This is a genomic window from Psychroflexus longus, from assembly GCF_020164595.1.
In the GTDB taxonomy this organism is placed as follows: Bacteria; Bacteroidota; Bacteroidia; order Flavobacteriales; family Flavobacteriaceae; genus Psychroflexus; species Psychroflexus longus.
This window is the reverse complement of record NZ_JAIQZE010000019.1, coordinates 1-21,368: the sequence shown is the minus strand read 5'-3', so window position 1 is coordinate 21,368 and position 21,368 is coordinate 1. Positions and strand designations below refer to the sequence as shown.

The 21,368-nt window shown below is 35.0% G+C and carries 18 protein-coding genes and 1 pseudogene; 14 read left to right on the top strand and 5 right to left on the bottom strand.

Annotated elements, in window-relative coordinates:
- Nucleotides 1-120: pseudogene (locus tag LB452_RS13735) on the top strand (IS30 family transposase); the annotation flags it as partial.
- Between the two features lie 91 nt (nucleotides 121-211).
- Here the strand turns inward: LB452_RS13735 and LB452_RS13190 are convergent.
- Nucleotides 212-952 carry a TerB family tellurite resistance protein gene (locus tag LB452_RS13190; protein WP_224462207.1) on the bottom strand — a complete coding sequence of 247 codons (741 nt, stop codon included), beginning with the start codon at nucleotides 950-952 and terminating at the stop codon, nucleotides 212-214.
- Between the two features lie 182 nt (nucleotides 953-1,134).
- On the opposite strand from LB452_RS13190, the gene LB452_RS13185 reads away from it, so the two are divergent.
- The 3 genes from LB452_RS13185 to LB452_RS13175 all read left to right on the top strand — a co-directional run bounded on the left by LB452_RS13185 (nucleotide 1,135) and on the right by LB452_RS13175 (nucleotide 3,068).
- On the top strand, nucleotides 1,135-1,545 hold the full coding sequence (locus tag LB452_RS13185) for a BrxA/BrxB family bacilliredoxin (protein ID WP_224462206.1): 411 nt from the start codon (nucleotides 1,135-1,137) through the stop codon (nucleotides 1,543-1,545).
- Between the two features lie 128 nt (nucleotides 1,546-1,673).
- Nucleotides 1,674-2,411, top strand: a complete 738-nt coding sequence (locus LB452_RS13180) for a lysophospholipid acyltransferase family protein (RefSeq protein WP_224462205.1) — start codon at nucleotides 1,674-1,676, stop codon at nucleotides 2,409-2,411.
- Nucleotides 2,412-2,414: 3 nt separating this feature from the next.
- Nucleotides 2,415-3,068, top strand: a complete 654-nt coding sequence (locus LB452_RS13175) for an HD domain-containing protein (protein ID WP_224462204.1) — start codon at nucleotides 2,415-2,417, stop codon at nucleotides 3,066-3,068.
- Between the two features lie 3 nt (nucleotides 3,069-3,071).
- On the opposite strand, the gene pdeM is transcribed toward LB452_RS13175, so the two are convergent.
- Together pdeM and LB452_RS13165 are read right to left on the bottom strand one after the other, a co-directional pair.
- Entirely contained in the window at nucleotides 3,072-3,701 is a 630-nt protein-coding gene (gene pdeM, locus LB452_RS13170; RefSeq protein ID WP_224462203.1) for a ligase-associated DNA damage response endonuclease PdeM, read from the bottom strand.
- Nucleotides 3,702-3,769: 68 nt separating this feature from the next.
- Complete coding sequence (locus LB452_RS13165) at nucleotides 3,770-5,125, bottom strand: phenylacetate--CoA ligase family protein (protein WP_224462202.1); 1,356 nt, start codon at nucleotides 5,123-5,125, stop codon at nucleotides 3,770-3,772.
- 34 nt (nucleotides 5,126-5,159) lie between these two features.
- On the opposite strand from LB452_RS13165, the gene purD reads away from it, so the two are divergent.
- Nucleotides 5,160-6,443 (top strand): phosphoribosylamine--glycine ligase, encoded by a 1,284-nt coding sequence (gene purD, locus LB452_RS13160; protein ID WP_224462201.1) that lies wholly within the window; start codon nucleotides 5,160-5,162, stop codon nucleotides 6,441-6,443.
- Here the strand turns inward: purD and LB452_RS13155 are convergent.
- On the bottom strand, nucleotides 6,435-6,683 hold the full coding sequence (locus LB452_RS13155; protein WP_224462200.1) for a DUF6341 family protein: 249 nt from the start codon (nucleotides 6,681-6,683) through the stop codon (nucleotides 6,435-6,437). The two genes, purD and LB452_RS13155, sit on opposite strands and share 9 nt — an antisense overlap.
- 46 nt (nucleotides 6,684-6,729) lie before the next feature.
- On the opposite strand from LB452_RS13155, the gene LB452_RS13150 reads away from it, so the two are divergent.
- From LB452_RS13150 to LB452_RS13140, 3 genes are all read left to right on the top strand, one after another.
- The gene (locus tag LB452_RS13150) at nucleotides 6,730-7,656 is read left to right on the top strand and encodes a DUF6427 family protein (RefSeq protein ID WP_224462199.1); all 927 of its coding nucleotides are present in this window, start codon (nucleotides 6,730-6,732) and stop codon (nucleotides 7,654-7,656) included.
- A gap of 73 nt (nucleotides 7,657-7,729) precedes the next feature.
- Nucleotides 7,730-8,338 carry a DUF4254 domain-containing protein gene (locus LB452_RS13145; RefSeq protein ID WP_224462198.1) on the top strand — a complete coding sequence of 203 codons (609 nt, stop codon included), beginning with the start codon at nucleotides 7,730-7,732 and terminating at the stop codon, nucleotides 8,336-8,338.
- Nucleotide 8,339: 1 nt separating this feature from the next.
- A complete protein-coding gene (locus tag LB452_RS13140) occupies nucleotides 8,340-9,380 on the top strand; it encodes a glycosyltransferase family 9 protein (RefSeq protein ID WP_224462197.1) in 1,041 nt (346 codons plus the stop codon).
- 51 nt (nucleotides 9,381-9,431) lie between these two features.
- Here the strand turns inward: LB452_RS13140 and LB452_RS13135 are convergent, their stop codons facing one another.
- On the bottom strand, nucleotides 9,432-10,040 hold the full coding sequence (locus LB452_RS13135) for a superoxide dismutase (protein ID WP_224462196.1): 609 nt from the start codon (nucleotides 10,038-10,040) through the stop codon (nucleotides 9,432-9,434).
- A gap of 171 nt (nucleotides 10,041-10,211) precedes the next feature.
- On the opposite strand from LB452_RS13135, the gene LB452_RS13130 reads away from it, so the two are divergent.
- From LB452_RS13130 to LB452_RS13105, 6 genes are all read left to right on the top strand, one after another.
- On the top strand, nucleotides 10,212-13,358 hold the full coding sequence (locus LB452_RS13130; RefSeq protein WP_224462195.1) for a UvrD-helicase domain-containing protein: 3,147 nt from the start codon (nucleotides 10,212-10,214) through the stop codon (nucleotides 13,356-13,358).
- 21 nt (nucleotides 13,359-13,379) lie between these two features.
- A complete protein-coding gene (gene kbl, locus LB452_RS13125; RefSeq protein WP_224462194.1) occupies nucleotides 13,380-14,582 on the top strand; it encodes a glycine C-acetyltransferase in 1,203 nt (400 codons plus the stop codon).
- Between the two features lie 70 nt (nucleotides 14,583-14,652).
- Nucleotides 14,653-16,026, top strand: a complete 1,374-nt coding sequence (locus LB452_RS13120; protein ID WP_224462193.1) for an OmpA family protein — start codon at nucleotides 14,653-14,655, stop codon at nucleotides 16,024-16,026.
- A gap of 61 nt (nucleotides 16,027-16,087) precedes the next feature.
- On the top strand, nucleotides 16,088-18,781 hold the full coding sequence (locus tag LB452_RS13115) for a PD-(D/E)XK nuclease family protein (protein ID WP_224462192.1): 2,694 nt from the start codon (nucleotides 16,088-16,090) through the stop codon (nucleotides 18,779-18,781).
- 12 nt (nucleotides 18,782-18,793) lie between these two features.
- Entirely contained in the window at nucleotides 18,794-20,488 is a 1,695-nt protein-coding gene (recJ, locus tag LB452_RS13110) for a single-stranded-DNA-specific exonuclease RecJ (RefSeq protein ID WP_224462191.1), read from the top strand.
- A gap of 41 nt (nucleotides 20,489-20,529) precedes the next feature.
- On the top strand, nucleotides 20,530-21,234 hold the full coding sequence (locus LB452_RS13105; protein WP_224462190.1) for a LysE family translocator: 705 nt from the start codon (nucleotides 20,530-20,532) through the stop codon (nucleotides 21,232-21,234).
- Nucleotides 21,235-21,368 lie beyond the last annotated feature (134 nt).

The following is a 21,368-nucleotide window of genomic DNA, read 5'->3' as shown; positions in this document are numbered from 1 at the left end:
ATATCAGAACAAAGAATAAAAGAAGTAGAAAGATTACTAAATTACAGACCGATTAGAAAGTTTAATTATAATAACCCTATTGAAGAACTAAAAAACAAGTGTGTTGCACTAATGGGTTGAACACAGCATGACTTATATAATATTTAAAAAAACATTTTTCAAAGTCGAAAGTTTAGGGAGTATTTTATCGAATTGACCCAAGCTAGCTGACTTATAAGCCTCTTTCCTTCTGGATGCGTTCGTAAGCGTCTTGAACTTTATTGAATTTTTCCCGAGCCCCTTTTTGATAAGCCTCATCCATATGTTGCAGTTTGTCAGGATGAAATTTCTTAGCCATCGTTCGGTAAGCTTTTTTGACTTCAGTATCGCTAGCTGACTTATCAATTTCTAAGATTTTATAGGCATTATCTGCAGACTTGAAGAACATTGCTTTGATGCTTTCAAAATCTGAATGGGCAACCCGAAGGTTTTGAGAGATATTCAGTAAAACTCTTAACTCTGCTTCAGAAACGTGTCCGTCTGCATTGGAGATATTGAAGAGAAAATGGAGAATTTGCAGTCTTACTTCATAACGAACGCGTGGTCTTAGATATTCACAAATTCTGTCAACAGATACTTCTCGACTTTTAATAACCTCGTTAAACGTTCTAAAAGTAGCGTTAGCCCTTTCCTTACCGTAAGCTTGTACAAAATACATTCTTACATAATCCATTTCCTGCTGAGTAACTTTACCATCTGCTTTGATCACCAAAGAGGATAAAGAAAGTAAATTGAGTTCAAAATCACCTGGAGAAACCTGGTCTTGTTGATCTTGGAATATCTTTCCAAAACCACCAGAGTTTGAAGAAGAGCCTCTAAATATTCTGTCAAGAATAGAACCTATCAAAAAGCCTATAATAGCACCACCGAAACGCATATAAAAAAAGCCAAGAATGGCACCAATCCACTTCAAATCAAATTATTTTAACTGCAAATATAAAAGCATCAAATGGTTTAAGTTGAAATTACTATAGTTTTTAAGAAAGATAAAACGATAGCCAACAGAATTGAAATCATTATGTTAAGAACAAACGAGATAAAAGACATTTTTATACATTTGTATTTATAATTAGTATAAATAAAAAAACGAGATATATGTACCCACCAGAATTAGTAAAACCAATGCAGCAAGAATTAACTGCTGTGGGTTTTGATGAGTTAAAAAGCAAAGCTGATGTTGATGTTGCTTTAGCTAAGGAAGGAACAACATTGGTAGTAGTAAATTCTGTTTGTGGCTGTGCAGCTGCAAACGCAAGACCAGGCGCTATAAAATCACTTCAAAATGCAAAAACACCAACCAACTTAGTTACAGTTTTTGCTGGAGTAGATAAAGAAGCTACAGACGAAGCAAGAGCCAAAATGGTTCCTTTTCCTCCAAGTTCGCCATCGATGGCACTTTTTAAAAATGGAGAATTGGTTCATATGTTAGAAAGACATCACATCGAAGGTAGACCTGCAGAAATGATTGCAGACAACTTGATGGATGCTTATAATGAGCATTGCTAATCGACTTTAAGTCTAAAAAAAGCCGCTTTTACAAAAAAGCGGCTTTTTTATGTTTAAAACTGAAAGTAGTACTGATAGAGAATAAGTAACTTTGGATTAGTAAACTGAACGTTAATTATAACCTACGCATGAAAAAGATTATTTCATATCCGCTTTCTGTTATTTTTTATCTCTTCTTTGGATTAACGCTTGTAATTTTTCATACTATACAATGGTTATCATTCAATATTGCAGGATATCAGGCTCATAAAAAAAGCGTTGATATCTTCAACTTTTTTCTTTTGCGCTGCCTAAATCTTGTAGGTACCAGATTTCAGTACAAAAATAAATTTACTTTCGATAAAAGCAGACCTTACATCATTGTTTCCAATCATCAAAGCATGTTTGATATTCCTCCAATTATTTGGTACATGCGACAATTGCATCCCAAGTTCATTAGTAAAAAAGAATTGTCCAAGGGTATCCCCGGTATTTCTTATAATTTAAGACATGGAGGTTCGGTTCTGATAGACAGGAAAGATGCTGAACAAGCAATTGGGCAGATCAAAAAATTAGGGGAATACATTTCAGAAACCAAGCGAGCAGCGGTGATTTTTCCAGAAGGAACACGAAGTAAAACTGGCGTTCCAAAAGAATTCGCTTACAAAGGACTAAAAACACTTTTTGAAGCTTGTCCAGAAGCTATTGTAGTCCCAGTTTGCGTTAATAACTCCTGGAAACTTCAACGCTATGGTATGTTTCCAATTGGAATCGGTGCTTTCTTAAAACTTGAAGTTTTACAACCCTTAGAAGTAAAGAATTATCAAGCTGCTGAACTTATCGCACATTTACAAAAACAGATTACAGAAAAAGTTCAATTGGATTAATATATGAATCAAGAACAAATTATTTCAAACACCAAGCTTTTTGTAAAAGACACCCTGAAAGATGCAGAAGGTGGTCACGACTGGTTTCACATTTTAAGAGTTTATAACAACGCCAAAAACATTTTATCAAACGAAAATGCCGATAAGTTTGTAGTAGAATTAGCCAGTTTATTACATGACATTGCAGATTCTAAATTTCACGGTGGAGACGAAGAAATAGGTCCTAAGAAAGCAAAGGCTTTTCTGGAAACACAAGCTGTAGTGCCGGAAGTAATAGATCATGTGGTCAAGATCATCAACAACGTGTCATACAAGGGAGGTCATAATCAAACTGATTTTCAATCCATTGAGCTCGATATTGTTCAGGATGCGGACCGGCTAGATGCCATCGGCGCTATAGGAGTTGCAAGAACTTTCAACTTTGGGGGCTTCAAAAACAACCCGATTTATGATCCTAACATTCCTGCAAACCCAAACCAAAGTAAAAAAGAATACAAGAAATCCAACTCACCAACGATCAATCATTTTTATGAAAAGCTTTTATTGCTAAAAGATAAAATGAATACAAAAACTGCAAAAGCAATTGCGACTCAACGGCATGATTTCATGGAGAATTTTCTAGATCAATTTTATAAAGAATGGAATGGCGAGCTCTAGTTTTTATCTGATTGAAATCACTAAATCATCGGATACTACAAACACATCTTCATCGTCTTGCGGCTCGATTAAAAAATGTCCGGTAAATGCTCCAAAAGCAGGTAAAATGAGTTGTTGCTTTTTCTTGTAAAAACAAGACAGTTTCAATTGCTGTCTCCCCTCTCCCCGCAATCTATATCCAGGATGAAGGTGCCCGCAGATGTTAAAAAGACCATTTTTTTCCTCGGGATGGTGAGACAAAAATAAAGTTTCATCTACCAAATGTGGCAAGACTTTTATTCCAAGATCTTCAAAATGATACTGAGGAATGATGTCATGATTTCCAATAATAAGCACCAGTTTTTCCTTTCGCAATTTTACCCAGGCAACAAATCTATCCCAATCCTTGTTTTGGGTAGAATGGAACAAATCACCCAAAAAAATAACCTCTTCGGGCTGAAATTCATCCAGAACTAAATTTAGTTTTCTGAAATTCTCCAGGCCCACTCGACTGGGTAAAGCACTTCCATTTTTTCTAAAATGATCAACCTTGCCAAAGTGAACATCGGCTACAAATAGAATGTTTCTCGATGGCCAGTAAAGAGAACCGCTGGAGTGCATTATAAAGTCTTGATTTCCGTAATTAAGTTGCAAATATTATGGGTTTTAAATTTTAATTCTGATCTTATCTATGCTAAACAATTGAAGTCTTTAGTTGTTTTTCAACTATCCAGTTGGGAAGTAAACTGCTTTAATTTTCCACTTTTTGAGCGATCAAGCTCATCTTTTCTTTCAAAAGTGATGTCCAATCCTTTTTCCAAGTAGGTTTCAACAGCAGTTATAATCTTTCGCTTTTGAATTTGATCCAGTTCACTTTCAGCTTTGTATTGAATTGTAAATTTGGACAACTCTTTCTGCATGATCTTTATTTCTTTCACAAAGGCGGAGTCTTCAATCACAGACTTCGTCACATAATAAAAACTAAGCGCCGGAACTTTTTTACCACTTGGCAATATTGCGAAATCATTAGTTCTACCAGTTAAAGATTTCAAAATAGGATTTTTAGCAGTTGAATTTTCATCAATGACACCTCTATCACCAATTTGATACCGAATAAATGGATGAGCCTTATTGTATAAAGAGGTAATCACAATATTGCCTTCTTGCCCGTGCGGAAGAGCAAAACCATGATCATCGACCACCTCAACGTAAACCGTTTTGTTGTTTAATTGCCATTCCCCTTTTGGATTTTCAAAAGCAATCACATCGAGTTCGCTGGCACCGTATTCATTAACAATTAGCACACCAAGCTGATTTTCAAGCAGCTGCCTGTCGTCTTCAAAAAGCATTTCACTGGTTGTAATACAAACCTTTAGAGTTGGACAAACCGCCTTTAGAACCACATTTTGTCCCTTTAGAAACTTGGCAAAAAGAACGATAGAACTTGTGTAACCGTTGATAAAATCAAAAGGTTTTTCTTTGAATAAATCCAAAAACTTATGAAGATTACTTTCGGATAAATCGAAAATATCAAACCTATGCCTGTTGGCCAAAAGATCTTTGAGCCGTTCTTTTCTGTAGCCTACAGCATCTTTTGGGATTCCATAGAACCTAGCTTCAAAGGAAGAATTCATGTCTATACCGTGTTGTTGATATAACCAAATGATATGTGCCCAAGTCAAGGCATGCGCATATTTATCTTTTGCAAAAATGAAGGGATGTCCACTAGACCCTGACGTTTTATTGACAAAGACTTTGGAAGCCTTATACCCTCTGCTCAATCGATCTTTCAAAGATTTTTGTAAGTCTGCTTTGGTCATTACAGGGATTTCATCCCACGTATTGTAATGCGTCTTTTTAATAAATTGAGAATAATTGGAATTATTCTTTAGATGAAAATCTAAAATACTTTGTTTTCTCTTTTCATTAAAGTTTTGAAAATCACCTTCAGAAATACTCAAAATAGCCTCAAGTTCTTTTTGAGCTTTATATATTGGAAATCCCTTCAGACTTAAAATTTTTTTAAAACGGTTCACAGTATTTTCGATGCTTTCATTAGCGAAGCAATTTACAAACATTTACTTTTGAAGCATAATCTTAGCAATTAATCTCATGAACATTTTAATACTTGGAAGCGGTGGACGCGAACATACTTTAGCTCATAAAATTTCACAGAGCGCAGACTGCAAAAAGCTTTTTGTGGCTCCCGGAAATGCTGGGACGTTGCTTTGTGCGACGAATATTGATCTGGATATTCTCAATTTTGAAGACGTGGCAAATTCAGTAAAAAAATATGAGATTGACATGCTCATTGTAGGCCCTGAAGCACCGCTTGTAGAAGGGATTAAAGATTATTTTGATACTAAAGAGGAATTTTCTGGCTTGAAAATCATTGGCCCCTCAAAACGCGGAGCTTTACTGGAGGGAAGTAAGGAGCGTGCTAAGGAGTTCATGAAATCGCACCAGGTTCCAACAGCTGCTTACCAAAGTTTTAATAAGGAAGCCCTGGAGGCTGGAAAAGAGTTTTTAAAAACGATGAAACCTCCTTATGTTTTGAAAGCAGATGGCCTTGCCGGAGGAAAAGGTGTTTTAATTTTGGAAGATCTTATTGAAGCACAAGACGAGTTAGAGAATATGTTGACCAACAACAAATTTGGAAAAGCATCAGAAAAGGTGGTTATAGAAGAATTTTTGAGCGGAATCGAGCTAAGTGTTTTTGTCTTAACTGATGGAAAAAACTACTTAACATTACCAAATGCGAAGGATTATAAACGCATTGGAGAAGCAGATACTGGACTCAACACCGGTGGCATGGGAGCCATCTCTCCCGTTCCGTTTGCAGACAAGGCTTTTATGAGAAAAGTGGATGAAAAAATCGTCAAGCCAAGCATTGATGGCCTACATAAAGAAGATATTGACTTTACAGGCTTTTTGTTTATAGGCCTTATGAAAGTAGGAGATGAACCCTTTGTCGTAGAATATAATGTAAGGATGGGGGATCCTGAAACCGAAGTAGTTATTCCAAGAATTAAAAATGATTTATTGGACGTTTTGTCAAAAACTGCGGAGGGTAAAATTAAAGATGTCAAACTAAAATTTGCCTCAGATTATGCCGCAACTGTTATGCTTGTTTCTGGTGGTTATCCTGAAGCTTATGAAAAAGGGAAAGTTATTTCAGGGTTAGATAAAGTGGATGAAAATCCAGAGGTATTTATTTGTCATGCAGGTACCAAAAAGGTAAACGACCAGTTTCTTACAAACGGTGGTCGTGTCATTGCGGTTACTGCATCTGCAAACTCATTGGAGAATGCTCTTGAAAAAGCATACAGTAATGCAGAACGTATTAGCTTTAGTGAAATGTATTACAGAAAAGACCTGGGAAAGGACTTAGTCTAATTCAGCATCTTTTCCCAAGAATGTATGAGCTTTTACGCTTTTATCTTCTTGATCGTTTTCATCAAAATTTTTCAACTGTTTCATCCAGTATAAAAAGGCAACAAAAACGATAAATATAAAGAAGAAGTTTAAGCCATTTGCAGCCCACCAGGAATCATCTTGTAATTCTCTGAGCTGATCTAAAGGTAAAAACAAAACATCTTCAAATAAACTTGCAATACCTTCAAAAAAATCCTTCATGTCTCTGTTATATTATATTTACTTTGCAAAAGTAATAAATTAGACCATGCTAACAAGGTTTTTTAGTCAATCAAAGCCCATCGCTTTTGCAATTCTGAGCATATTATTTGCTGTGGCCTTTGTAATCGAAAACTTTGTTTCAACATCTGTAAATCTCAATGCTGAATTAATTTTCAGTAAACTTGGAATTTTGCTGGTTTTTTTACTGGTTGTTTTTATTCTGAATTTTATTGTGAAGCGCAATAAGATTCATAGCCCGCATACATTTGGAGTGTCGAGTTTTACTTTAATTATAATTGCTTTTCCAGAACTCTTAAGGTCTAGTCAATTTATAGTTAGCTACTTTTTTTTGCTACTCGCTTTCCGAAGAATTTTAAGTCTAAAAACCAATACAAACATTAAGCAGAAGATATTTGATTCTGGCCTATTGCTTTCAATTTCAATTTGGTTTGAGCCCTTTCACTGGTTATTCTTATTGGTTATATATTTTGGGGTCATCATGTATGCCTCTCAAAATTACAGACATTTTATCATTCCTTTTGTGGGACTGGCCGTTGGTTTTATTCTACATATCTCCTATTTCCTGATTTTAGAGGACAAATGGATTAATGTTTCTACCTATCTGCCAAAGTTCAATGGTGTGGATTCGTTTTTTGATTCATTCAAATATGGAGTTCTATTGGGGTATTTAATATTGGTATTATTTTGGATAATTTTTCAATTACCTGGTATTTACAACCGGGCAAAACTTCATGAAAGTGAGAGTTTAAGTGTGATATTATTTTTTATGCTCGTTTCAATAGGAATACTGATGACAAATGGCTCACCCCTGGCTGTAGATGCAATTTATCTCATACTGCCACTCTCGATATTAATAGGAAACTACTTTCAACTCAAGTCTACCAAAAAGTGGATAAAAGAATCTCTTTATGTTTTCTTTATAACTGGAGTTCTGTTTTCAGCATTATATTGATGAGGCTGTTTCAATAATGAAAGTCTGTTTTAAAAACACTTGGTATATTTGCATACACACAAAATAAAAAATCATGTTTTCAGAAAAGTCAAATAGAATATTTCAAAGTGTTATTGAAACTTACCATATAAAAGATGACGTAAACCAAGAGTTTAGCAATCCTTTTGATAAAAAAGAAACGCTTATCGAGCACCTACTCTACAGAAAGTGCTGGATAGATACGGTACAATGGCACTACGAAGACCTTATCCGTGATCCGAACATTACCCCTGAAGATGCATTAGTATTGAAACGAAAAATTGACGCCTCCAACCAGGACAGGACAGATACTGTAGAATATATTGATAGTTATTTCTTAGATCTTTTTGATACCATTGAACCAAAACCAAATGCAAAAATCAATACAGAAAGCCCAGCTTGGGGAATAGATAGACTTTCGATTTTAGCTTTGAAAATATACCACATGAACGAGGAAGCCAACAGAACTGACGCTTCTGAGAAACACCAGATGGCCTGTAAAGCAAAACTCAATGTATTACTGGAACAGCAAAAAGACTTATCACTGGCCATAGATAAACTTCTAGAAGACATCAAAGTCGGTGATAAATATATGAAAGTATATAAGCAGATGAAGATGTATAACGATGATGAAATGAATCCAGTATTGAGAAGCAAACGCTAAAATGAAGCGTCCAGACCACATTCTTATCATAAGGTTATCTGCAATGGGTGATGTCGCTATGACGGTTCCTGTCATTCTTCAGCTTCAGAAAACCTATCCACAACTTAAAATCACAGTTCTTACTAAACCTTTTTTTGCGCACTTGTTTGAACATATAGACGATATAAATGTGGTAAAAGCTGAAGTTAAAATTCAGCATAAGGGCATTTCTGGTTTATGGATTCTTGCAAAGCAACTTCATAAACTCAACATTGATTCTGTTGCAGATTTACACAATGTTTTACGATCCAGGATATTATGTGGTTTTCTGAAAATTCTGGGCCACGATTATTTCAGAATAGATAAGGGTCGAACAGAAAAAAAAGCTCTGACCAGACCCGAAAATAAAATTCTTAAGCAACTAAAAACAACTCATCAGCGCTATGCAGACGTTTTTAAAAAGCTAAACTTACCTCTGGACCAAAACTTCAAAATACCAAATTCAAAGCTTTTACTTTCGGCTGAAATTAAATCACAATTAAATTTAGACGACTCCAAAAATTGGGTTGGAATAGCGCCATTTGCAGCACATTCTCCTAAGCAATATCCATTCAAATTGATGAAAGAGGTCATTTCTAAATTGAATGAAGAAGAAGATTTACACATTTTCTTATTTGGAGGAGGAAAGAAAGAAGCCAAAAAATTAAACGAGCTGGCCGAGAATTTTGATAATTGTGAGAATGTGGCTGGAAGATTTAGCTTTTCTGAAGAATTACAATTGATTTCAAATTTAAATGTGATGTTATCCATGGATAGTGGAAATGGTCACCTGGCAGCAATGTTTGGAGTCGATGTCGTTACTATTTGGGGGGCGACTCACCCTTACGCAGGATTTGCGCCATTTGGTCAAACTAAAGAGCAGCAACTTTTACCAGACCTGAAAAAGTATCCACTTTTACCTACTTCCATTTATGGCAATAAAAAAGTAAAAGCTTACAAGAAAGTGATGCATGATATCAAGCCGGAAAAAGTTTTGGAAAGAATAAAATTGAATTTGGTTTAAAGCAAAAAAAACTGCCCAATTGGGCAGTTTTGAAATTTTATATTCTGAAACTTATTTGTTTTCTGAATAACGCTTGGATACTTCTTCCCAGTTGATGACTTCAAAAAATGCATCAATATAATCTGGTCTTCTGTTCTGATAATTTAGATAGTAAGCATGTTCCCAAACATCAAGTCCTAAAATTGGTGTTCCACCATGAGCTACATTTGGCATTAATGGATTATCTTGATTTGGAGTTGAACTAACCTCAACTTTGCCTCCGTTATGGACAGTTAACCAAGCCCAACCAGAACCAAACTGTCCAGCTGCTGCTTTGGAAAATGCATCTTTAAAAGCATCGTAAGATCCAAATGCTTCATCAATAGCTTTAGCTAATTCTCCAGAAGGTTTTCCTCCACCATCTGGTGACATAACTTTCCAGAATAATTTGTGGTTATAAAAACCACCCCCATTATTTCTGACAGCTGTGTTTGATAAATCTAAATTGATTAATATATTCTCTATAGTTTTACCTTCCAAATCGGTGCCTTCAATTGCAGCATTCAATTTGCTGGTATATCCAGCATGGTGTTTCCCATGATGAATTTCCATTGTTTTTTTATCAATATGTGGCTCAAGAGCATCGTGAGCGTAATCTAATTTTGGTAATTCAAAAGCCATAATCTATGTTTTTTGTTAATATATTAATATCAAAAGTAACTATTAAGACTTTGGTTTGGAATTATTTGGTGTTATTATTTACTTAAAACAAAATATCATTTGAGGTTCAACACTTGCTTTTTGAAATAAACAATACGCTTAGTTTTATTACCTTTACTGTAAAATTTCAGAATGCAATCTTCTTCAAATTTCACTATATACAGTGCTTCTGCTGGTTCTGGTAAAACCTTTAAACTTGCTGAACGCTACCTAAGTTTACTTCTTTCATCTCCTAAGAATACAAGTTTTCAAAATATTCTGGCTATTACCTTCACCAACAAAGCAGTTGGTGAAATGAAGTCTAGAATTATGGAATATCTCACTCTTTTTTCAAAAAGTGATGCGAATTTGGAAAATGACGCCATGTTCCAGTTAATAAAAAAGAATACAAATTTAAACTCGGATCAAATTCAGAAGAAGTCTTATTTCATTTTAAAAGAAATACTGGACAATTACGCGGCTTTCGAAATTTCTACAATAGATGCTTTTACGCATAGAATTATAAGAACATTCGCTAAAGACCTTGGACTTTCTACGAATTTTGACATTGAAATGGATGCTAAGCAGGTTCTGCAGCTAGCCGTAGAGCGAGTGATTGAAAAAGCTGGGAAGGAAAAGGAATTGACAGAGGTTTTAATTGATTTTGCCCTTGAAAAAGTAAATGATGACAAAAGCGGAAATATAAGCCAGGATATCTTTGAAGCTTCAAGCCTTTTGCTAAATGAAAAGGATGAAGTTTATGTGAATTCCCTGAAAGATTTCACTCTGAAGGATTTTACTGAATTAAAAAAACAACTGAAAGAAGACATTGAATCCATTACCAATCAGCTAATTTCCATCGGAAATGAATTCTTACAGAAACTGAACGCTGAAAGTCTTGAATTTAAGGATTTTAGCAGAAGCTCAATCCCCAAGCATTTTGAAAAAATGAGCCAGGATGACCCAAAAATAGCTTTTGGTTCAAATTGGCAACTTAATATTGAAAACGAAGAAACCTACGTTACCAAAAAACAAACGGAAGACAAAAAGCAGCTTGTGTTCTCGATGAAAGATTTTATTGTTGAAAAATTTCATGGGGGTAAAAAGCTATTTTCAGACAGGAAGTTTTTTGAAAAAATCTACAGAAACATCACTCAACTATCCTTGCTTGGAGCTATAAGGAAGGAAATGGAACTTATCAAGAAAGAAGAGAACATCATGTTGATTTCAGACTTCAACAAGAAAATAAGTGATGAGATCAAAAAGCAACCTGCACCCTTTATATTTGAACGTCTCGGGGAGAAATTTCAGCATTATTTTATAGACGAATTTCAAGACACCTCTCGCATGCAATGGGAAAATTTAATCCCGCTCACAGGAAATGCTCTAGCTTCTCTGTTTGAAGGAGAAATTCCTGGAAGTATAACGCTTGTTGGGGATGCAAAACAATCCATCTACGCCTGGCGTGGGGGAGATGCTCATCAATTTATTGCTTTATCAGAAGGAAACTCTCCGTTTCCCACGAAGCCTGAACTTGAGACTCTGGACACCAACTACCGCAGTAGCAAAGCCATTGTAGAGTTTAATAATCGTTTTTTTGAACATGTCGGACAATTTCTAAATGATAAAAGGTTGAAAAATCTTTTCAGCGGAAATAGCTTATTACAAAAAGCTAAAAAAACTTCAGAAGGCTTTGTCAATTTGAAATTTACAGAAGCCAAGACCAATGAAGAAAGAAATGAAGTTTATCCGGAAGAAGTTTTAAAAATAATCCGCAATAAAAAAGAACAAGGCTATAAACTCAGTGATGTTTGCATTCTGGTAAGAAAGAAAAACGAAGGAATTGCCATTGCGGAATATTTGAATCAACATCAAATCCCTATAATTTCTTCAGAAACTTTACTCATCAATTCTGATAAACAAGTTCGTTTAATTCTCAACCTTTTGAGTATTTTAAATGATGACCTGGATGAAGTTTCAAAAGCAGAAGTTCTGGAAGTGATTACCCAACGACTTGATTTTTCAGCAGAAAAACAATTCATCTTTTTGAAGGATAAACTCAATAAAGATAAAGAGGTATTTTGGGAAAGTATCAATGAATTAGGGTATTACATAAATCCAGATTATTTCCATTCCCTACCATTTTATGATGCTGTAGAATATTTAATTCACAAGCTTGAATTGGATAAAAATGCAAACGCTTACTTACAGTTTTTTCTCGATGAAATTTTTGATTTTACAATGAAAACGCAAGGCAGTATTAATGCGTTTTTAAATTACTGGGAGCTTCAGGGAGGATCAAAAAGTATTATCAGTACTGAAAATGAGAACGCTGTACAAATCATGACAATTCATAAAAGCAAGGGCTTACAGTTTCCCGTAGTCATTTTCCCTTATGCCAAACAACAGATAGATTACACCTTAAACAGCCATCTTTGGGTGACTCTACCTAAAAAATACAAGCTTCCATTTGCGCTAATTACCAAGCCAGGTAAAGATATTGACCATCCTCTTTATTCTGAAAATTATCTCGATCTGATTAATAATTTAGAAATGGAAAACATAAATATTCTCTATGTGGCCCTCACCCGAGCAGCACAGGAACTTTTTATTATTTCTGAAGATGATAGAACTAAAGATGGGGGCATAAAGCTTAATACTTTTTCTGGTCTTTTTATGTCTTTTATCAAACAGACAAAAAATATAGAAATTGAAACAGATACCGAATATAACTGGGGTAAAACCTCATATCCAAAGAAAGAACACGATACAGATGATAGTATTGAGAATAAAGAATTAAAATTTCATTCTCCATCTCCAGACCTGAATCTCAACCTAGTTACAACTGCAGGGAAGTTATGGAATAAAGAGCTTGAAGAAGCTTTAGACAAGGGAAATATAATTCACTCCATCTTATCAAAAATTGAACGTATTGAAGATTCTGAATACTCAATTACTAAGCACTTAGAACAAGGTTATATCGGGAGAGATGAAGAAATTTATTATAAAGAGTTATTGAATATGATTCTATCTCATGAAGACTTACTAGAGTATTTTAAGGGCGACTACGAAGTCTGGAATGAGAAAGACATTTATTTTCAAAATAAACTCCTAAGGCCAGATCGAGTGAACCTAAAAGGAAAAGAAGCATTCTTAATAGATTATAAAACAGGAACTCCACAAAATCAGCATATACACCAAATCAATGAATATGCTGAAGCTTTAAGTAGTTTAGAATATAATGTTAAGAAGAAGTTGCTGGTATACATAAACAATTCCATTGAAGTAAAGATTGTTTAAATTTGCAAAAAATTGAATTATATGTATTCTAATAAATTACAAAAACAACTCAAAGAAGAACTTCAAAACATTGAAGAGGAAGGACTTTATAAAAAAGAGCGAATTATCACTTCTCCACAAGGTGCGGAAATCACTTTGGACTCAGGGGAAAGCGTTCTTAATTTTTGTTCCAACAATTATTTAGGGCTTTCTTCTCATCCTGAAGTGGTTAAAGCAGCAAAAGATACTTTAGACAGTCATGGCTTCGGTATGTCCAGCGTAAGATTTATATGTGGAACTCAAGATATACACAAAAAGCTTGAGGCAGAAATTGCAAGCTTTTATGGCACTGAAGACACCATTCTCTACGCAGCATGTTTTGATGCTAACGGTGGAGTATTTGAACCACTACTTACCAAGGAAGATGCGATAATTTCTGATTCCCTCAACCATGCTTCTGTGATTGACGGTGTGAGACTATGCAAAGCGGCAAGATATAGATATCAAAATGGAGATATGGACGATCTTGAGGCGCAACTTAAAAAGGCCAGAGAAGACGGAGCAAGACATATATTAATCGTTACTGATGGTGTTTTCTCTATGGACGGATTGGTCGCTCCACTAGACGACATCTGTGATCTTGCCGACACTTACGAGGCTTTAGTAATGATAGATGAATGTCACGCCACTGGGTTTATTGGAGAGAAAGGGATAGGTACATTGGAAGAAAAAGGAGTCTTAGATAGAATAGATATTATTACCGGTACTCTCGGTAAAGCCCTTGGAGGAGCTATGGGTGGTTACACAACCGGTAAAAAAGAAATAATTGATCTCTTGAGACAAAGATCCAGGCCGTATCTATTTTCAAACTCACTTGCTCCCTCAATTGTAGGCGCAACTTTGAAGGTGTTTGAAATTATTAAGAAAGATGATACTTTAAGAAAAAAACTTACAGAAAACACAGCATACTTCAAAAAACAAATGAAAGAAGCAGGTTTTGATATTATAGATGGAGAATCTGCAATTGTTCCAGTAATGCTTTACGATGCTAAACTATCCCAGGAGATGGCGTCAATGCTGCTTAAAGAAGGTGTTTACGTTATCGGGTTCTTTTACCCTGTAGTACCAAAAGGAAAGGCAAGAATACGTGTTCAATTATCGGCTGCTCACGATAAAAAGCATCTTGACACTGCTATTGAAGCCTTTGTAAAGGTAGGTAAACACTTAAAAGTTATTGAAAGTTAATGTATTTAGCATTTTTAATTTTACATTTGTTTACTATTGAAAGACTTATATTAAACTAAAACTAAAAAACATGAAAAAATTGAACAAACTTTTTTTGCTATTTGCACTCACATTGGGAGTTGCAACTACGCAAGCACAAGATGAAAACAACCCCTGGGCTGTAGTTATCGGTACAAACGCAGTGGATTTCTATGCTGCTGGAAACGATAATTCACCTGGAGTGATAGGTAGTGGAGAAATTTTTGATGAATATTTTAATCTGGATGATAACTGGAATTTTCTTCCATCAGTATCTTATCTTGAAGTTAAAAGATATGTAGGCGATGGATTTTCTGCAAGATTAAGTGGTTCTATTAACCAAATTGATCGACTAGGGAGTGTTCCTGCTGATGACTTAAGTTTTTATAATTTAGGCGCAGGTGTTGAATATAATTTTAAGCATTTGTTGAATACTCAATTTTTTGATCCTTTCTTAGGTATTGGGGCAGGATATTATTGGCTTGATGACAGTGGCGCATCAACATTTGACACTGGCTTAGGTATCAACTTTTGGTTTAATGACAATATAGCCTTTACTGTTAAATCTACTTATGCTACTGCTTTTGAAGATGACAATTACGATTATTTCCAGCATTCAGCTGGTATTACTATCTCATTTGGTGGTACAGACACTGATGGTGATGGCGTATATGATAAAGATGATGAATGCCCTAACACTCCAGGTTTAGCTGAATTTAATGGATGCCCAGATTCTGATGGTGATGGTATCGTCGATAAAGATGATGAATGTCCAGACACTGCAGGTTTAGCTGAATTTAATGGATGTCCAGATACTGACGGTGATGGTATTGCAGATCCTAAAGATGAATGTCCTAATGAAGCAGGCCCTAAAGCTCTTAATGGATGTCCAGATGCTGACAGCGATGGAGTTGCAGACAAAAATGATGAGTGTCCAAATGAGGCAGGTCCAAAAGAAAATAATGGATGTCCTTACCCAGATACAGATGGTGACGGCGTATTAGATAAAGATGACATGTGTCCAGATGTAGCTGGTACTAAAGCAAACAATGGTTGTCCAGAAGTTACTGAAGAAGTTCAGAAAGAATTAAATGAGTATGCTAAAACTATCAACTTTGCAACTGGTAAAACAACAATTACTGCAGATTCTGAAGAAGCATTAAAGGCTATCATTTCAATTTTAGATGAATATCCAAATGCTAAGTTTACAGTAGAAGGACACACTGACAGCGTCGGTAGTGATCAAAACAATAAACGACTATCAGAAGCTAGAGCATTGGCTGTAAAATCATATCTAGTAGAAAATGGCGTAGATGAGTTCAGACTGTCATCTGCTGGTTTTGGAGAAAAAAGACCTGTAGCTAGTAATGACACAAGAGCTGGTAGAGCAGAAAATAGAAGAGTTGAAATTAACTTAAAGAAATAATTAATTTCAAAATATAATTTTTAAAACACCCCTGTTTGGGGTGTTTTTTTATTTTTAATCTATGGAAAGTTTTATATCGGAAGTGGTCTCAAAATTCAGGATTGAAAGCCTTCACAATAACTATTTTGTTTTACCAAGCCGAAGAGCAGCTCAGGCCTTTTCAAAAGAGCTTTTGCAAAATCAAAAGGAAAGTTTTCTATTGCCTCCAATCAAAAGTATTGAAGAATTTATTGAAGAGGTATCGGAAGTTAGTCTCATAGATAATTTGGAAACACTATTCCATTTCTATGATATTTATAAAGAAAATACTAATCCTAATAAACAAGAACCTCTTGAGCAAGTGTACAACTGGGGACAATCTATTATTCAAGATTTTAATGAAATAGATCGTTATCAAATTGACTCTGAACAATTTTTTGGCAACCTGAAAGCTATTAAAGATCTAGAGCATTGGTCAAACTCAGAAATCAAAACAGAACTAGTAAAGAACTATATCGAGTTCTGGGAAACTTTGCCTAAATACCATAAAGAACTAAAAGCAAAACTAAAAGCAGAAAATAAAGCTTACCAAGGTATGGCTTATCAAGAGGCCGTATCAAAAATCAAAAGCTTTATCGATTCAAACAACAGTCAATTTTATTTTATAGGATTCAATGCTCTTAACTCTTGTGAGGAAACTATCTTCCAATACATCCTGTCGGAAAAAAGAGGCGATGTATTTTGGGATATTGACACTCATTTATTGAAGGATAATTCCGCAGGAATGTTTATGAGAACTTACTCCAAAAACTGGCCGTTTTATTCTTCTAAAGAATTTAAGACATCGAGTAACAACTTCAGAAATAAAAAAAACATCAGCCTTTACGGTGTTCCAAAAAAAATAGGTCAGGCCAAACTTGTTGGGGATATTCTCTCCAAAATACCTGACCAAGAATTGGGAGAAACTGCCTTAATACTGGGTGATGAAAACTTACTACAGCCTATTCTAAATTCTTTACCCAAAAACATAAAAGCGGTCAATGTAACGATGGGATTACCATTGGAGGCTACCAGCTTTGCTTCTTTTTTTGATACAATTTTCAGTATAAAAACTTCAAATCAAGCTGAGTTGCACTACAAGCAAATATTTGAGTTAATTGAACATCCAGCACTTAAGAAGTCATTTAATGAGGACATTCAGTCTATCAAAATAAATTTAAACGAAAACAATACTGTATTTCAGTCTAAAACGGATTTTTTGAGTGATGTAGAAAAACTAAATAGCTCTTTAGGTGAAATACTCAGGTTGAGTATTAAAAGCCAAGACATCTCTGTTGATGAATTTCTGAATAATTGCCTTGAAATTATAGAATTGCTTAAACTAAATTTTCTTGAAGAAAAATTATCACTTGAGTATCTATTTGGGTTCAAAAAGCTGTTTAACAAGTTAAGAAACTTATTATCTGAATCTGATTTGATAAATGATATCAGGATTTTCTATCAAATATATCTGGATACACTTTCTTCTGAAACATTGGACTTTGAAGGGTCCCCATACGAAGGACTTCAAATAATGGGAATGCTGGAGTCGAGGGTTCTTGATTTCAAAAACATCATCATAACTTCGGTCAATGAAGGTGTTTTACCCTCCGGAAAATCACAGAATAGCTTTATCCCTTTTGACTTAAAAAAAGCATATAAACTTCCTACCTATAAGGAAAAGGACGCTATCTATGCCTATCACTTTTTCAGATTAATACAACGGGCTGACAATTGCCACTTCACCTACAATAACTCTACCTCTGGTATAGAAAAAGCAGAGAAAAGTAGATTTCTCACACAAGTGGAAACCTTTAGAATGCCAGAACATTCGATTAGAAGTTATGCCGTAGGATCAAACACAGAAGCAGAAAAATTATCTCTACAGCATGTAGAAAAGACTCCGGAAATAATGGCTCATCTAAAGTCTTTGTTTCTCAGCGGTATTTCTCCTTCAGCTCTTACAACCTATATTAGAAATCCGATTGATTTTTATCACCGGTATGTTTTGGGACTGAAAGAGCTAGATGAAATTGAAGAAGACATTTCTTACAAAACTCTAGGTACAGTCATCCATGACTGCCTCGACCTCATGTACAGGGATTACAGAGGTAAGGTTTTGACAGAAAATGATGTAGATAGGATGCTAAACAATTACACAAAAACACTAACGATGCTTTTTGAAAAGAAATTTCAGGAGGAAGCTTTACGACATGGGAAAAATCTTATAGATTTTGAAATAGCCAAACAACAGATTAAAAGGTTTCTTCTTCAGGAAAAAAAGGACGTGAAGAGAAATAAAATTGAAATTGTAGAATTAGAAAAAGTCGGCGATAAATACTTGGACATAGATGGAGTTGGTTTTAAAATCAAGCTGAAAGGAACTGTAGACCGAGTGGATTTGTTTAATGATAAAATCAGAATCATTGATTATAAAACAGGTAAAGTCGAGGCAAAACAGCTTAAAATACCTAAAGATTGGATTGATTTTACTGAAGATTATAAATATTCGAAAGCATTTCAAGTGTTGTTTTATGCACTTTTGAAAGAAGACAATTTGGATGAAAATGCTGAAGCTGGCATTATTTCATTTAAAAATCTTAAAACAGGTTTCATGACGTGTTCAGATTCTAGTTTAAATTTGAAAGAAGTAGCAACAGAGTTCAAAATTGAATTGGAAACTTTAATTTTGGAAATATTAAATTCAGAAATTCCATTTACTGAAAAACTTGTTTAGAACTAATAGCTTATGCGCTGGACTTTAATCGAAGAAGGGCATCCTTCAAAAATAAACCATATCCAAGAATCCATTGGAGTTGACCGACCAATTGCTGAGCTTCTTGTAAAAAGAGGTATTGAAACCTATGAAGATGCCAAGAACTTTTTCAGACCAAGTTTAGAAAACTTACATGATCCTTTTCTAATGAAAGGAATGCATGAAGCTTGTGATTTTATTTTAAATAAACTTGCTGAAGAGAAACCTATAATGGTTTTTGGAGATTATGATGTAGACGGAACAACAAGTGTCGCCCTCCTCACCTCCTATCTAAAAAGTCTAGGAGTTGAAGTTCTAAGTTACATTCCAGATCGATACGGTGAAGGCTACGGAGTTTCTTACAAGGGGATTGACTGCGCCAAGGAGAAAGGAATTGACCTTATCATTGCTTTAGATTGCGGCATAAAAGCAATTGATAAAGTAAAATATGCCAAAGATCTAGGTGTAGACTTTATCATTTGCGACCACCACAGACCAGGTGATCAAATTCCGGATGCTATTGCTGTTTTGGATCCTAAACAAGACGACTGCAATTATCCATTTGACGAATTGTGCGGTTGTGGCGTTGGTTTTAAATTGATGCAAGCCTTGCAAACTAAACTTGAAAAACCTCAAAAAGAGATTTATAAGTATTTGGATCTAGTAGCAACGGCTATAGGTTCTGATATTGTTCCCATCACTGGCGAAAATAGAATACTAGCGCACTATGGCTTAAAGCTTATCAACTCCAAAAGACGCCCTGCCTTCAAAGCTATTTTAGAAAATGTAAAAAAGAAGGAACTGACCATTACCGATGTGGTATTTATGATAGGTCCACGAATAAATGCTGCCGGAAGAATGAAGCACGGACTCCTGGCTACTGAACTTCTTTGTGAAACCAATTACGAAAAGGTGAAAGAGCTCGCGAAAGACATCGAATTATATAACTCTGACAGAAAGGATACGGATAGATCGATTACTGAAGAAGCTCTCGAAATTATAAAAGAAAAAAAAGAAGAAGACCGTTTCACCACTGTAGTCTATCAGTCTCATTGGCATAAGGGAGTAATTGGCATAGTAGCCTCCAGACTTACAGAAACTTACTATAGACCAACTTTAGTATTCACTAAAAGTGGAGAAAAGCTAGCGGCTTCCGCCAGATCGGTAAAAGGATTTGATGTTTACAATGCTTTAGAAAGTTCATCAGAATATATTGAGCAATTTGGCGGTCATAAATATGCAGCAGGCTTGACGATTGAAGAAAAAAACTTCGAAAGTTTTAAGCAGAGGTTTGAAGACGTTGTAAGATCAAGCATTGATCCGGAGTTACTTATCCCTGAAATTAAATTTGATTCTGAGATAAGTTTTGAAAAAATCACGTCGAAATTCATAAGAATTTTGAAACAATTTGCACCTTTTGGACCTAGCAACATGAAACCCACTTTTATCTCCAAAAATGTGACTGCAACAGGTTTTGTAAAAGCTTTAGGAGAAGATGGGTCGCATTTGAAGGCTAACTTGGTTCAGAATAGAATCATTATATCTGCGATAGGGTTTGGTCTTGGAGAGAAAAAATCATTGTTGGATTCAAAAGCAGAAGTAGATATTATATTTACTGTTGAAGAAAATGAGTGGAACGGCAATACAAGCTTACAATTGAACCTAAAAGACATCAGAAAGTCATATTAATTTCAATTCCTTAACTTTGATTTAAAATTGAATAATTCTTAATGTTACAAGACATACTTTCTGGAATTCCTCTGGGTTTCTTTTTAGCTTTCATGGTAGGTCCAGCTTTTTTTGTTTTGCTGGAAACTGCTGCCATGAGGGGGTTTAAAGCTGCCTTTGCCTTTGATCTGGGTGTAATTATAGCAGATATTGTATTCATATTTATAGCCTATTTTAGTACCAATCAATTGCTAAGAAGCATAAAAGATGATCCGGCTCTTTTTATCTTTGGAGGGAGTATTCTTACAATTTATGGGGTTATTGCTTATATCAAGGCCAAAAGAGCAACTTATACTAAGGCAGATTTTGAAGTTCAAAAACTAAAGCGCAAAGATATTTTTGGGATTATAATGAAAGGTTTCCTGCTAAATTTTATCAACATCGGGGTTTTAGGGTTCTGGCTGGGCTTACTTATTATTTTTGGACCTTCATTAGAAATGGATGGATCAAGGCTTATTGTCTTCTTTACGACCATCATTATCACCTATTTAGTAGTAGATATCTTCAAAATTCTTCTAGCAAAAAAGCTTAACAAAAAACTCACTCCCAAACGAATTACTCTTTTTAAAAAAGGAATCAGTTTTTTGCTGATTGTATTTGGAGTCATCTTGATCTTGAGAGGAATCATACCCGATCAAATTCACGAAATAGAGGAGAATTTTGATACTGATGGTATCAGTTTTTCGATTTTGAAGAATATGGAATAAAAAAGTATTCTAAGTTCAAGTTATAAGTGCAACATGTAAGTTTAAAATACTGCGGGCTAGCCCGCAGTATTTTAGGTTCAATAGTTATATTGATCTTGCATGAAAAAATACAAACAACTGACCTTAGGTCAAAG

Coding starts and splice junctions, on each gene's coding strand:
- LB452_RS13140 (WP_224462197.1), top strand. CDS start 8,340: ATGAAGCGTCCAGACCACATTCTTATCATAAGGTTATCTGCAATGGGT.
- LB452_RS13180 (WP_224462205.1), top strand. CDS start 1,674: ATGAAAAAGATTATTTCATATCCGCTTTCTGTTATTTTTTATCTCTTC.
- LB452_RS13105 (WP_224462190.1), top strand. CDS start 20,530: ATGTTACAAGACATACTTTCTGGAATTCCTCTGGGTTTCTTTTTAGCT.
- LB452_RS13165 (WP_224462202.1), bottom strand. CDS start 5,125: ATGTTTGTAAATTGCTTCGCTAATGAAAGCATCGAAAATACTGTGAAC.
- LB452_RS13175 (WP_224462204.1), top strand. CDS start 2,415: ATGAATCAAGAACAAATTATTTCAAACACCAAGCTTTTTGTAAAAGAC.
- LB452_RS13130 (WP_224462195.1), top strand. CDS start 10,212: ATGCAATCTTCTTCAAATTTCACTATATACAGTGCTTCTGCTGGTTCT.
- purD (WP_224462201.1), top strand. CDS start 5,160: ATGAACATTTTAATACTTGGAAGCGGTGGACGCGAACATACTTTAGCT.
- kbl (WP_224462194.1), top strand. CDS start 13,380: ATGTATTCTAATAAATTACAAAAACAACTCAAAGAAGAACTTCAAAAC.
- LB452_RS13145 (WP_224462198.1), top strand. CDS start 7,730: ATGTTTTCAGAAAAGTCAAATAGAATATTTCAAAGTGTTATTGAAACT.
- LB452_RS13155 (WP_224462200.1), bottom strand. CDS start 6,683: ATGAAGGATTTTTTTGAAGGTATTGCAAGTTTATTTGAAGATGTTTTG.
- LB452_RS13115 (WP_224462192.1), top strand. CDS start 16,088: ATGGAAAGTTTTATATCGGAAGTGGTCTCAAAATTCAGGATTGAAAGC.
- LB452_RS13185 (WP_224462206.1), top strand. CDS start 1,135: ATGTACCCACCAGAATTAGTAAAACCAATGCAGCAAGAATTAACTGCT.
- LB452_RS13135 (WP_224462196.1), bottom strand. CDS start 10,040: ATGGCTTTTGAATTACCAAAATTAGATTACGCTCACGATGCTCTTGAG.
- LB452_RS13120 (WP_224462193.1), top strand. CDS start 14,653: ATGAAAAAATTGAACAAACTTTTTTTGCTATTTGCACTCACATTGGGA.
- recJ (WP_224462191.1), top strand. CDS start 18,794: ATGCGCTGGACTTTAATCGAAGAAGGGCATCCTTCAAAAATAAACCAT.
- LB452_RS13150 (WP_224462199.1), top strand. CDS start 6,730: ATGCTAACAAGGTTTTTTAGTCAATCAAAGCCCATCGCTTTTGCAATT.